General features: G+C 41.4%; 11 protein-coding genes and 1 pseudogene. 6 read left to right on the top strand and 6 right to left on the bottom strand.

What is annotated here, in order from left to right:
- The first annotated feature begins 7 nt into the window (after window positions 1–7).
- The 3 genes from parC to AC5FX4_RS17780 all read left to right on the top strand — a co-directional run bounded on the left by parC (window position 8) and on the right by AC5FX4_RS17780 (window position 4,392).
- Entirely contained in the window at window positions 8–2,311 is a 2,304-nt protein-coding gene (parC, locus tag AC5FX4_RS17790; RefSeq protein ID WP_493607647.1) for a DNA topoisomerase IV subunit A, read from the top strand.
- 869 nt (window positions 2,312–3,180) lie between these two features.
- Window positions 3,181–3,369: a hypothetical protein gene (locus AC5FX4_RS17785; RefSeq protein WP_493607646.1), complete on the top strand. Its 189-nt coding sequence runs from the start codon at window positions 3,181–3,183 to the stop codon at window positions 3,367–3,369.
- A gap of 18 nt (window positions 3,370–3,387) precedes the next feature.
- Window positions 3,388–4,392: a YecA family protein gene (locus tag AC5FX4_RS17780; RefSeq protein WP_493607645.1), complete on the top strand. Its 1,005-nt coding sequence runs from the start codon at window positions 3,388–3,390 to the stop codon at window positions 4,390–4,392.
- A gap of 359 nt (window positions 4,393–4,751) precedes the next feature.
- Here the strand turns inward: AC5FX4_RS17780 and AC5FX4_RS17775 are convergent, their stop codons facing one another.
- The gene (locus AC5FX4_RS17775; protein ID WP_493607644.1) at window positions 4,752–5,183 is read right to left on the bottom strand and encodes a hypothetical protein; all 432 of its coding nucleotides are present in this window, start codon (window positions 5,181–5,183) and stop codon (window positions 4,752–4,754) included.
- Complete coding sequence (locus AC5FX4_RS17770) at window positions 5,180–7,042, bottom strand: DEAD/DEAH box helicase (RefSeq protein ID WP_493607643.1); 1,863 nt, start codon at window positions 7,040–7,042, stop codon at window positions 5,180–5,182. The genes AC5FX4_RS17775 and AC5FX4_RS17770 overlap by 4 nt, the downstream gene beginning before the upstream one ends.
- A 416-nt stretch (window positions 7,043–7,458) precedes the next feature.
- On the opposite strand from AC5FX4_RS17770, the gene AC5FX4_RS17765 reads away from it, so the two are divergent.
- Window positions 7,459–8,751, top strand: a complete 1,293-nt coding sequence (locus AC5FX4_RS17765) for a hypothetical protein (RefSeq protein WP_493607642.1) — start codon at window positions 7,459–7,461, stop codon at window positions 8,749–8,751.
- Window positions 8,752–8,829: 78 nt separating this feature from the next.
- Here AC5FX4_RS17765 and AC5FX4_RS17760 read toward each other — a convergent pair.
- From AC5FX4_RS17760 to AC5FX4_RS17745, 4 genes and pseudogenes are all read right to left on the bottom strand, one after another.
- Window positions 8,830–9,240, bottom strand: a pseudogene (locus AC5FX4_RS17760) (site-specific integrase); the annotation flags it as partial.
- Between the two features lie 96 nt (window positions 9,241–9,336).
- On the bottom strand, window positions 9,337–9,639 hold the full coding sequence (locus tag AC5FX4_RS17755) for a type II toxin-antitoxin system RelE/ParE family toxin (RefSeq protein WP_493607641.1): 303 nt from the start codon (window positions 9,637–9,639) through the stop codon (window positions 9,337–9,339).
- On the bottom strand, window positions 9,633–9,863 hold the full coding sequence (locus AC5FX4_RS17750) for a hypothetical protein (RefSeq protein ID WP_493607640.1): 231 nt from the start codon (window positions 9,861–9,863) through the stop codon (window positions 9,633–9,635). Before AC5FX4_RS17750 ends, AC5FX4_RS17755 begins: the two co-directional genes overlap by 7 nt.
- 236 nt (window positions 9,864–10,099) lie before the next feature.
- Window positions 10,100–10,960: a YicC/YloC family endoribonuclease gene (locus tag AC5FX4_RS17745; RefSeq protein WP_493607639.1), complete on the bottom strand. Its 861-nt coding sequence runs from the start codon at window positions 10,958–10,960 to the stop codon at window positions 10,100–10,102.
- A 184-nt stretch (window positions 10,961–11,144) separates the two neighbouring features.
- Between AC5FX4_RS17745 and rph the strand changes: the two genes are divergently transcribed.
- Together rph and pyrE are read left to right on the top strand one after the other, a co-directional pair.
- Window positions 11,145–11,858, top strand: a complete 714-nt coding sequence (gene rph, locus AC5FX4_RS17740; protein WP_493607638.1) for a ribonuclease PH — start codon at window positions 11,145–11,147, stop codon at window positions 11,856–11,858.
- 32 nt (window positions 11,859–11,890) lie between these two features.
- Complete coding sequence (gene pyrE, locus AC5FX4_RS17735) at window positions 11,891–12,535, top strand: orotate phosphoribosyltransferase (protein ID WP_493607637.1); 645 nt, start codon at window positions 11,891–11,893, stop codon at window positions 12,533–12,535.
- Window positions 12,536–12,716 lie beyond the last annotated feature (181 nt).

Genomic DNA, 12,716 nt, shown 5'->3' with positions numbered 1-12,716 from the left:
GTGTTACATGACAGATCCTCAAACCTTGTCTTTACAGGGGATTGAACAACAAACGATGGGGCGTTTTACTGAAGACGCCTATCTAAATTACTCCATGTACGTGATCATGGACCGTGCATTGCCTCACATTGGTGATGGTTTAAAGCCGGTGCAACGTCGTATCGTGTATGCCATGAGCGAGCTAGGCTTATCGGCCGCCGCTAAATATAAAAAATCTGCGCGTACCGTGGGTGACGTATTGGGTAAATATCACCCGCATGGTGACAGTGCCTGTTACGAAGCCATGGTGCTAATGGCGCAGCCATTCTCTTACCGTTATCCATTGGTTGATGGCCAAGGTAACTGGGGTGCTGCGGACGATCCTAAGTCATTCGCGGCGATGCGTTATACCGAAGCGCGTTTATCTAAATTCTCCGAAGTACTGCTAAAAGAATTGGGTCAAGGCACCGTTGATTGGACCCCTAACTTTGACGGCACCATGGATGAGCCTAAGGTACTGCCATCACGTTTGCCACATATTTTGCTCAATGGTGTAACCGGTATTGCCGTGGGTATGGCCACCGACATTCCGCCACACAACGTGAAAGAGTTGGCAACCGCCTGTTGCATGCTGTTGGATCAGCCTAAAACCTCGTTAGAAGAATTAATGGAAGTGGTGCAGGCGCCGGATTATCCAACCGATGCGGAGATCATCACTGCCAAGTCGGATATTCAGAAGATCTACACCACGGGGCGCGGCTCCATCAAAATGCGTGCTGTGTACACGGAAGAGCAAGGCGATATTGTAATCACCGCGCTACCGCATCAATGTTCTGGCGCAAAAGTGCTAGAGCAAATAGCCGCGCAAATGACCGCGAAAAAACTGCCCATGGTGGCGGATTTACGCGATGAATCAGATCATGAAAACCCAACACGTATTGTGATAGTGCCGCGCTCAAACCGCGTGAAGCTTGAGCCTTTGATGGCACATTTATTTGCCACAACCGATCTAGAGAAAAGCTATCGCGTTAACCTGAATATGATAGGCCTTGATGGTCGTCCACAGGTGAAAGACTTACAACAAATTTTATCTGAGTGGTTAGTATTCCGTCGCGAAACTGTACGTCGTCGTTTGCAATATCGCTTAGATAAAGTATTGGCACGCTTGCATATTTTAGAAGGCTTAATGATTGCTTTCTTAAATATCGACGAAGTCATTGAAATTATTCGCACCCAAGATGACCCGAAAGCTGAGCTTATTGCACGCTTTAACTTATCGGACAAACAAGCCGAAGCCATTCTTGATCTAAAACTACGTCACTTAGCGAAATTAGAAGAAGTGAAAATTCGTGGTGAGCAAGATGAGCTAGCCGCAGAGCGTGATAAATTAGAACTGACTTTAGGCTCCGAGCGTCGTATGTCGACGTTAATGAAAAAAGAAATTCAAGAAGCGGCAGAGCTGTATGGCGATGAGCGTCGCTCTCCAGTGATTGAGCGCTCTGAGGCCAAAGCACTGAGTGAAAAAGATTTGATCCCGTCGGAATCGGTAACCGTTGTGCTATCTGACAAGGGGTGGGCACGTGTTGCCAAAGGTCATGACATTGATGCAGAAGGGTTAAGCTATCGCTCAGGCGACAGTTACAAAGCTTCAGCCAAAGGGCGCAGCAATCAACCTGCGGTATTTTTAGATACCTCAGGCCGTGCGTTTGCCACCGAAGCGCACAGTTTACCGTCAGCGCGTAGCCAAGGCGAACCCATGACGGGCCGCTTTAATTTAGGACCAGGCAGCATTTTTGAACATGTGGTGATGGGCGATGAGAAAACCCTTTACCTTATGGCAACCGATGGCGGTTATGGTTTTATCACCGAGTTTAACGACTTAGTGAGTAAAAACAAAAATGGTAAGGCGTTGGTAAGCGTACCTAAAGGGGCGCAGTTGATGGCGCCTATTATAGTGAATGATGTTGCCACAGATATGTGTATGGCCATTTCAAACGAAGGCCGCATGTTACTGTTCCCACTGCGTGATTTACCCAAACTAGGCAAGGGTAAAGGTAACAAGATCATCTCTATTCCAAGTGCCAAAGTACAAGCCCGTGAAGAGTTTGTAAAAGTGCTAGCTTGCGTACCTGAAGGTAGCTCTGTGACACTCCATGCAGGTAAGCGCAAACTTACACTTAAGCCAAGTGATTTAGAGCATTATCATGGTGAGCGTGGCCGCCGTGGTAATAAACTACCACGCGGTTTACAGCGAGTGGATGAGTTTGAGATTGAAGCTCGCAAAAATGATACCCCTGATGAAGAGGTGTTAAACGAACAAGCTGACGATTAACTGACGCTAATTTTTCGCTACTCAGTTAAGATGTTAGCTGAGTAGCGTTTTTTAGATGGCTGCGCTAATAAATTACTAAAATTGACTGTTATTGAGTTTCAAATAAAGACATCAACCTGTCGCTTATCTGTGATTAACAAAGCTGCTTTCTCCTTGTATAAATCAAAAGTGTCTTCCGATGTAAAATAATCGAGTGTATTTAAAATCTCTTTCATATAAGGGGCTGAGGTCGTGTATTCCTCTCGCATTGGTAGCGCTTTGGCTTTTTCATTTGTATTTTCAGATTAAGCAGAAAAATACGCAAGAATGTTAGTTTTCTTATTAGGGTCAACATTACCACCACCAAAAGAAAGCACTTCCAGTGTACCCTCTAAATCAAAACAGTACCGTTTTCACGCTGCAGTTATGGTTAAAAAATAGCAGTTTTGAAAGGCTTAATCGGGGGGATTTTCAAACTCTAGTTTTTTTGGATACCATAATAGCCATTTTGGGCTTTTTATCTATACAATGGATATAACTGTATCCACTTGGTCTTTGCGGATGAATTTTACCTTACCTGATGATACCGATGTAAGCCAAGCCTATGCAGATTATTTGCGTGAGTTACGCCAACGAGCGAAGCTGCGTACCAACAGCCACCATTAAGAAGTTTGAGTTGATTGGATAAATTTCATTTCGCCAATTGCAGTTGCTTTGGCAGACACTGATTCGCTAGATAGGCTCTATCAACTCACACAACCGAGCAAGGAACGTATTGCTATGCCTGCTAGAAAAGATGAGTTTTAAACTGATTCAAAAGCTTACAGTAACCCGTACGTTAAGCTCAGGTGAGCAGGTAGGCGTAGGGGTCTTAGCTCAGAATTGGCAAGGTGTTTTTTCAGTACGCAGACAGCTATTTGCAGCAGTTTGGCAATTTATCACCTTTTACCTTGCAAGCGAGCACGCAAGTTCAAGTCGAAACTAAAGAGCCGCAACAGGGGATCAGTAAAACAACAGTATCTGCAATTACGAAGACATTGGAACAGCGCAAACAGGAAAAAGCAGTGCTTTTTCTATAACAATAAGAAGGGACAGTAATGAAGCTCGGTCGTAACGATCCTTGCCATTGTGGCAGTGGTAAAAAATTTAAACGTTGTTGTATGAGTAGCGTTTCCAAGCAACACACCCAAGTTTTCGATGATGTTGAAGCCATGCTGGCAATGAACCCAAATTTGAGCCTTGATGAACTCAACGCAGCTTTACAGCACAAAGTGCAAGATCGCAATAATCAACCTCATCCCGACTTTTGTGGTTTAACGCCAGCGCAAATGGCCAATTGGCTTTATGCGCCTTTTGATGAGTTGCAGTGGGTGACAATTAGCACTCCCGACTCTCTTTCTGCCAGCCCGGTGATGCGCTATTTAGCCCTCATTCTTGATGAAGCTATGGCGCAAGAAGGCTCCTTTAAAGCGACGAGTAAAGGCAATCTGCCGGTTAAGTTAGTGAAGCAAGCCAGTGAGTTATTACCTGAATTTGCAGTGGCAAAATTCGATGATGACATCAGTATCAGTGAGTTTGCTGGTAGCAACGAGGATAAGTTCAATGCGCTACACTACACACGGGTATTGGCTGAAATTTCCGGTATTATCTATCGTCGGAGTGGCCGTTATCATGTCAAAAAGTCTGCACAGGCTCAGTATCAGCGCTTAGGTATAAAGGCTTTTTTCAAATCTATGTTAGAAGCTGCAACGGTTAAATATAACTGGGGATATTTTGATTTATTTGAGTGTGATATCGAGTTAAGCGCTTTTTGGGTATTTATGCTTTGGCGCATTCAAAGTCATAACAGTGCAGAACAACTGACTAATGAAGTTATAGCTGCTTACCCAAATGTGCTACAGGAATTCTCTACGGACGATTACTTCTCGCCGGAGCAACGCTTAAGTATGTTGATCGAGTTAAGGTTTATTGAACGATTTTTACAGTTTTGGGGATTTGTAACCATTGACCCAAGACGTTACATAAACGCTGAGCCCATCGCCAGAGTGGTTCAGGTACAGCCGTTGTTAAAACACACTTTTCAATTCACCATAAATAGATAGCAAGGTCACCGTGAGCGAATATCAATACTATAAATTCGAGCGTCTGGATGGGGATTTAGATGCAAAAGCGCGCCAAGCACTCAGAACGATTTCAAGCCGAGCGGAGATCAGCGGATCATTGGGCGACACATCTTTTGGAATCGCTTCGTAGGTTTCACAAAGGTTGAGCCTCTTAGTTGACTGGAAAAGCTCAAGCTGAATCGCAATGCTTTCTTGTCAAAACTGCACACTTCTAGGTTTTGGTCACATAGCGGTAAGTTAAAAAGTATTGGTTGTGATTATTTTACTCAAAGGTACAGAAATGCAAGTGATAAACCACTCTTAAAAAGGAAGCCCAATTAAGAGTGGTTATAAGCCAATTATGCTACCAGGCTGAGATTTTTCGCAATTTGAGATTTGAGTTGCTGTGGAATGGTGTTAATAAACTGACTCACTAATTCGGGGTCATTCAATAGAGACATTTTCTGTATTAGCTCACTTATTATTTCGTTGCGAGCAAAATTGCGATCCCACTGCAACTCAAACTTACCACGCCCTATTCTTTGGCTGATTGACAGTAATTCTTGGTTTAATCCATATTGGTACTTCATGGTAATGCTATTTGCTTTACCTTCTATGTTCTCATTGAATGTTAAAAAGACATTCAAATATTCTGAGCTTTTTTCCATTTTTATGCTTTCGTAACTGTCTTCAAAAATGGCTTCTGACAACTCAGATGGTTGCACTCCTTTGTTTAAATGTAAGGCTAACAATCTGTTTATTAGCTCTTTTATTTCATTATCTATCTTCATTTCAACATTCTCCTCAGCTCATCTACCACTTGAGGGATAGCTTCCAAAGAGCTTTTAAGTGTATTGTTATCTCTCTTATCAACTTTCCCAAATTGTTGTAATAGCTTTAAATTTACGTATCTTACTAACGTACCGTCATTAGGCGAATCCACGTTTAAATATGGGATATGCCTTTCAAAAATGCCAGTTAACTCAGTTCCCTTTTCATCGATCCCTATTTCACAAAGTAAATCAGCAACTTCGTTTTCGGCGGCGGATTTTAACAACTTTCTTAGCTCTTTACGAGCTAAGTCAGGCCTCTTATCAATGAGGTCTTGATCTATTTGAGCTGAGACTTTATTTGTTTCTTCTTTAACAAGAATATCTTTAATTTGTTGTAAAGCACTTGGAGATAACTCGCTACTCTCAGAAATTTCTCGTAACTTTTTATCGGCTTCAATTTTTATTTCCTCTCTCTTCCTTTCAAAAAGTTCATTGAAATCAATATCATCTAAATATGATGTTTTATCACTTAAAAATGAATCGTTAGAGCTAACATTAGCCAAGGAATTATCTCTCTCAGTATATTCGCGGTCAGTAATCATTATTTCCGTAAGTCTTGGACGTTTGGCGCGGTCAACTTCTTTTTGGAAGTTGTTCCACATTGCATCTAAGCCAGTTTCTTGATGGTAAATTACAACAGCATTGTTATCGATTTCAAACGCTGTAATTTCATCATTTGGGATTGATCTAAGTACTCGTCCTACTACTTGAGCAAATGCATTTAAACTTCTATAAGGCCTGAAAATTGCTAAAATAGTTAAGTACCTATGATCGTACCCTTCCATGAGCATATTAACTGAAATTACTACGTCACACTTGTGTTGCTCGATAGTATTGAATGCTTTTTCTTTGTCTTCTCTTTGCATTTGGCTGTGGACTATGACACAAGAGAAGCCTTGCTCTTCATACCATTTTAACAAGTCTTCCGCGTGGTTGATGCTACACCCAACAGCCATTATTTTATGAGGGACATTTGGGGATGTTTGCTTTAAATCTTTCAGTTTTTGAATGCTATATTGTATTACGTCTAATGAACACTCTTTTGATAAAGCAACACTTTTTTCAATCCATTCTTTTTCTTTGAACTGAAGCACATCGTTTATGCTGAGTCGGCTCTCAGGTTGCTCAGGGATTGTGAAATATAGTTCACTCGCATTCACTGTTTCTTTTCTTAACCATTTTACGTATCTATCACGCATCACTTCTGATAAGGGGGTTTCATGAATCTTTACACCGGGAACTTCAAGATTATCGCCCCTATATGGAGTTGCAGTAACGAAAAGCTTTTTTGCACTTTCAAAATATTGTAGTACTTCTACCCAGCTATTTGCTGGTGCGTGATGGGCTTCGTCGATGATTATTAGATCAAAAAATTCAGGGTCTACTATTTCTCTGTTCAACAATCCTCTATTGTTACCTTTGCCTAGTTTCTGAATATTAGAATACACAATATGGCTAGATTGTAAGTGTTCATCTGATAGGTCACTTGCATATCTTGTAAGTACAGGAATATCTCTAGGGTTAAAGATTACATCAAAATTCATTAAAAAGTTGTCTTGGATTAGTTCCAGAGTCTTTCTAATACTGTCTAGTGTTACTAATCCCGGTGTAATAATAAGAACTCGTTTTTGGCATATACCATATGGAGCAATGGATAGTAACCCTGATTTCCCCGTTCCTGTTGGGAGTACAACTTTTGCCTCCCCTGTTGGGTTTCTGCTAAAGAATTCTTGTATTTTTATGTATGCCTCAATTTGTGGCGTGCGCAGTTTCTTGTTATTGTAGATATTTACTGGTGTATCAATGAAGTAGCTCACATGATTCCCTTCTGAAGTCAAATAGTTTAGCTTGGTCTGAAGAAATGTATCAGAGTTTTAGCTTTTATTATCTTTATATTAACATGTTTTTTTAAAATAGCTGCTATTCATCAAAGCCAGCGTATCTACTGCTATTTCTCTAAAAACTATATACGTATAAGTTGCCAGTTATATCCGTAGTGACCAAATAGTTTAATTTAAAATCCTTTCTAGTGATTATTCATAGGTACAAAAGTAGTAGTAAATATCCTTCTCATTTTTAATCCTATCTCATTGAAATTATTGTTTTTATGTTGACATGTTTTATAAGTTCCGACAGGATTAAATTTTGCGCAGTTTCAATAGCCAGTAATAAACTGACTTTGCCAAGCGATAAATGTTTTAGTATTTGAATGGTACTTTCATAAGGAATATGTATGAGCGACAACGAAATAGCGGTAGTTATACCTGAAGTGCATGCGGAGATTGTTCCAATTATGCAGCGTTCACTCACATCTGTGCGTGAGGAACTACGTGATGACCCGTATATAATTGAAGCTATTAAGGTTCTATCCGTTGGAGGCTACCGAAGTTCCATAGGTTCCTTTTGGAATGCTGTTGTTGATGATCTCAGAAATAAAATTATGTTTAGGAGTATCAAACTTTTTAACCAATCAGTTGAAGTAACTAGAAAAATTGAAACATATGAAGACTTTCAAAACTTTGTTAACGATGACCAATTAATCGAAGGTGCGTATAAAATAGGTGTCATCGGTTGGGAAGCCAGTAAAGTACTTAAACATGCGAAAGAAACAAGGCACATATTTTCAGGCCACCCAAAAAGTAGCGACCCCTCGATAATAAAAGTCTTAGGAATGATGGATGATTGTATTAAATATGTGCTTAACGCTGAATATCCTGCCCAGATAATTGATGTTAATGATTATGTGGCAACTCTAGCTGAACAAAACTATGATCGAAATGTAGTTGCAATTGAAAGTGCGTTAGGCGACTTGCCTGAAATTTACAAAAATGAGTTGGCCAATAGACTTTACTCATCATACATACACCCTCAATCTACAAGCATTTTACGTTCTAACATTGAATTTGTTGCTCCAATTCTTTGGCGTGTTCTTCCTAAGCCGATGAAAGTTCAGATAACTCGTAGAGTGGATCAAGAAGTGCAGAAAGGAAATGCTGATATAACAAAATCGGCTTTTGGTTTTATAGAGCTAGTAAAAAGTCAAAGTTACTTGTCAGTTGTAGCACGTCGTTATCAAATTACTCCTTTGGTTAATGCATTACAGCAATCCTTTGATGACTTCCCAAAAGAAAATGAGGCAGTAAAAGCTTTAGTACCTTATGCTAGCCTTATACCAGATGAACTATTATCAGAATATGTTCTATGCTTAACTCGTACGTATGTTGGCAGAATGGGATCTAGTGCTAGATGGAACCGAACTGATTTTTATGCTGACGGTGCTGCTGTATATATCCCTGATATGTTTAAGTCTTTTGATGACCATGCTGCTAGTTACTTCGTTGACAGCATAAAAGAAAACGAATTATTGAAACGTCGGATAGAAGCTCCGGCTAAACTGAGACGTTTAAGGATTTTAGGAAATATAGTTTTGGAGAAAATATCAGACACATTCCAAGAGAAGAAATTTATCGAGGCATTGTGTGATGAAAGTCGTGAAGATGAGTTTTTCTCTCTTTTGCGCCAATAGTCATCGTGATAGAAGCGCTGTTTAAACAAGAATATTTTACAGCGCCTGCATTTAAATGGGTGTTATATTACTTGGAAGCTATGATATGGTCACTTGTAAATTCTTAGCTACCATTCCTAAAGCTTCCCTTCTCTCATCCAAATAATCATATCTATCATAGATGCCTTCAACGCCTTTTAGCTTATGATTTAAGCATCGCTCGGCTATATGACCAGCTACACCATTGCTTGCAAGTAGGCTTCGACAGGTGCGGCGCAGGTCGTGAACGGTAAAGTGGGGCACGGGCATTTTGTCTTCACGGAATAGCTTTTGAATGGCGGCATTGAGTGTGTCGGGGCTGATATGCCCAAAACGTTTGCTGGCTCTGCGGTTTGGAAAAACATAGTCAGAGCCAAAGGCGCGTATTTGCAGCTCTTTGAGCCATTCAATGACGATGGGGCTTAATGGCACGGTTATGCCTCGGCCAGTTTTGCTGCGCTCCTGTGGGATATGCTTTTAATCAGATACATATTACATCACTTGTTAAAACCAGCAGAAGAAAACAATCTGAACAGCTTGGTTTAAGAATTACAGCATTTGAGTTTTTTATTTTGTACGCAACAACATATTTTGAAATACCGAGGCGTGGAGTATGTGTAGGATATACACACTGTCTTTTGACGTATCATATTGATAGTACAAGTTGTAGTCTCGGTAAACAAAGCGCCTGATGTTCTTTTCTTTGCTGTAGAGCGGGTGGGAACAGGGGAATGTAGCTAAGTTTTCAACTGCTCTGTGCAAGAACTCTTCACAAAAACTTCTGGCTCTGGTTGGGTTGTCTTCAGCTATAAACCATTCGATCGATTCAAGGTCGGTTTTGGCTTTGCGGGTTAATAGTACTTTTACCATTGAGAGGCAGGTTTAGACAGTACCTGTGAGATATTGCTAGCGTCAAGTTCAACCATATCACCATTCGCCACATCTTGAAGACCTTGTTCAATACCCGAATCAATGCGCTTTTTTACGTACTCTGAAACTGCCTCGAAGATAAGATCTTCAGGCGACTGGAACCCTGAGTTGTTAGCTTCAGTTTGTACAAGCTCGGCAACGTTACCGTGGAGAGTAATAGTCATACTGTCTACTCTTAAAAATAAGTCTACTTTTATTGTATCAGAAATTGGTCAAAGTCAAATGCTCAGAGAGTAAACAGCTCAAGATCAGATAGCGGTTGTTTACGGGCTCAGCATTTAGAAAAACATTGTTAGAACCAAAATTGTGTATTTGTAACGCGTTTAGTTATTTTGGTAATAAAACAAAACCCCGCTATAAAGCGAGGTTTTTTATGTGTTTATGTGAGCACTAGTGAGCTTTATTCAATATTTTGAATTTGCTCACGCATTTGCTCAATTAACACCTTTAACTCTACCGCTGCGTTGGTGATCTCGGTGTTGATTGATTTAGAAGCCAGGGTGTTCGACTCGCGGTTGAACTCTTGCATCATAAAGTCTAAACGACGGCCGCAGGCACCGCCTTTTTTCAATATTTTGTGGGTCTCTTTTACGTGCGATTTTAAACGGTCGAGTTCTTCAGCCACGTCTTGTTTTTGCGCAAGGTAAATCAGTTCTTGTTCAAGGCGCGTTTCGTCAATTTCCGCTTTTAACTCTTCTAGTTTCGCGGTGAGCTTTTCGCGCTGCCATTTGTTCACTTCTGGCATATGGCCTTCAACGATGGCCACTTGCTCTAAAATTGCATCTAGGCGGGTGGTGATCATGGTTTCTAGGTTTTCACCTTCGCTCGCACGTGCAGCTTTAAAGTCTTCAACAAGTTCGTCAAAACCTTTTAAAAGTTGGCTGTTAACGGTATCAAAGTCAACTTCTTGGGCTTCCATGACACCTGGCCAACGTAAAATATCAACAGGGTTGATGTCGCCTTGGCTGTGTTGCTGCACCCATTTGGCGCTTTTGATTAGTTGCTCTGCGAGTGTTTCGTTAATAGATAATTCGCCAACATGGGCTGGGTTGGCGGTAAACTTTAAATACACCTCTACTTTACCGCGCTGTAAATGCTTGCGCAGGCGCTCACGTACAACTGGCTCCATAGCACGAAATTGCTCAGGTGCGCGGATAAAGGTCTCAAGGTAACGCTGGTTAACCGAGCGAATTTCCCAAACCCCAGTGCCCCAATCACCTTTTACTTCTCGGCGTGCGTAGGCGGTCATACTATGGATCATGTAAAGTTCCTAATCTATTAACAAAATTTGCTGGCGCCATTATAGCTTATAAAGCGCGCAGGGCGACAGCCTAAATATTTATCAAATTTACAACGTGATACAGCAACTATTTATCGTGTAACACATGGCATCGTATCCATTGAGCCTTTATAATAGGCAAAACTTTGACTTTAGGGGAACGTGGATGCGTCCAAGCGAAAGAACAGCAAACCAAATTAGACCTGTAACATTTACTCGTAACTACACAATGCATGCCGAAGGTTCGGTGTTAGTGGAGTTTGGTAACACCAAAGTACTGTGTACTGCGACTGTTGAAGCGGGTGTACCGCGTTTTATGAAAGGTCAAGGTAAAGGCTGGATCACCGCTGAGTATGGCATGTTACCGCGTTCTACCCACACTCGTAATAACCGCGAGGCTGCAAAAGGCAAGCAAGGCGGTCGTACCATGGAAATTCAACGTTTGATCGCGCGCGCACTACGTGCAGCGGTTGATTTAAAAGCACTTGGCGAAAACACCATTACAATCGATTGTGATGTACTGCAAGCAGATGGTGGTACACGTACGGCGTCTATCAGTGGTGCTTGTGTGGCGTTGGTTGATGCACTTACGCACATGCGCGCTAAAGGGATGATCAACACGAACCCGCTTAAATTTATGATTGCTGCTATTTCTGTTGGTGTATACAACGGTGAAGCCATCACTGACCTTGAATACTTAGAAGACTCAGAAGCCGAAACCGACATGAACGTGATCATGACTGAAACGGGCAAATTGATTGAAGTGCAAGGTACCGCAGAAGGCGAACCGTTCTCATTTGACGAACTTGATGAGTTGTTAGCGCTCGCTAAACACTCAATTCGAGAGATTATCGACTTGCAAAAGAAAGCACTTGCATAAGATTAGCTCGTAAAAGTTTAAGTAGGTAACACATGAAAGCATATCAAAAAGAGTTTATTGAATTTGCCCTTGAAAAGCAGGTGCTTAAGTTTGGCGAATTTACTTTAAAATCAGGCCGTACAAGCCCTTACTTTTTCAATGCAGGTTTGTTTAATACCGGCCGCGATTTAGCGCGTTTAGGCCGTTTTTACGCCGCTGCGTTAGAAGATGCGGGCATTGAGTACGATGTACTGTTTGGCCCTGCATATAAAGGGATTCCAATTGCGACGACCACAGCCGTTGCGTTAGCTGACCACTATAATAAAGACGTGCCTTATTGCTTTAACCGTAAAGAGAAAAAGCAACACGGTGAAGGCGGCTCTTTGGTGGGCTCGGCACTGGAAGGTCGTATTATGCTGGTGGATGATGTGATCACCGCAGGTACTGCGATTCGCGAGTCAATGGAGATCATTGCTGAAGCGGGTGCTGACTTGTCGGGTGTATTGATTGCGCTTGATCGTCAAGAAAAAGGCAAAGCAGAGCTTTCAGCGATTCAAGAAGTTGAGCGTGACTTTAATACCCAAGTAGTGTCAATTGTGAAGTTAGCTGACTTAATTACTTACCTTGAGCAGCAAGGTGGTATGAGCGAGCACCTTGAAGCGGTGAAAGCATACCGTGACCAGTACGGTGTAGCGTAATAACAATTCATGAATGAAAAAATGCCAGTCTGAGACTGGCATTTTTTTTTAGGTAATGAGTTCGCTCAATGACTCATAATAAGTTCATTAAAACCTGGGCATTATTGCTAATTCAGCATGGCTGTTTTGCCTAGGTAAGGTTGGTTAATTGCCTATAAATTTGGCATAGTAGACAGCCTGC

Source organism: Pseudoalteromonas sp. ATL1 (assembly GCF_058933015.1).
The sequence above is the reverse complement of the archived record's forward strand: the minus strand, read 5'-3'. Positions and strand labels throughout refer to the sequence as shown.

Coding starts and splice junctions, on each gene's coding strand:
- parC (WP_493607647.1), top strand. CDS start 8: ATGACAGATCCTCAAACCTTGTCTTTACAGGGGATTGAACAACAAACG.
- AC5FX4_RS17780 (WP_493607645.1), top strand. CDS start 3,388: ATGAAGCTCGGTCGTAACGATCCTTGCCATTGTGGCAGTGGTAAAAAA.
- AC5FX4_RS17775 (WP_493607644.1), bottom strand. CDS start 5,183: ATGAAGATAGATAATGAAATAAAAGAGCTAATAAACAGATTGTTAGCC.
- AC5FX4_RS17765 (WP_493607642.1), top strand. CDS start 7,459: ATGAGCGACAACGAAATAGCGGTAGTTATACCTGAAGTGCATGCGGAG.
- AC5FX4_RS17755 (WP_493607641.1), bottom strand. CDS start 9,639: ATGGTAAAAGTACTATTAACCCGCAAAGCCAAAACCGACCTTGAATCG.
- AC5FX4_RS17750 (WP_493607640.1), bottom strand. CDS start 9,863: ATGACTATTACTCTCCACGGTAACGTTGCCGAGCTTGTACAAACTGAA.
- AC5FX4_RS17745 (WP_493607639.1), bottom strand. CDS start 10,960: ATGATCCATAGTATGACCGCCTACGCACGCCGAGAAGTAAAAGGTGAT.
- rph (WP_493607638.1), top strand. CDS start 11,145: ATGCGTCCAAGCGAAAGAACAGCAAACCAAATTAGACCTGTAACATTT.
- pyrE (WP_493607637.1), top strand. CDS start 11,891: ATGAAAGCATATCAAAAAGAGTTTATTGAATTTGCCCTTGAAAAGCAG.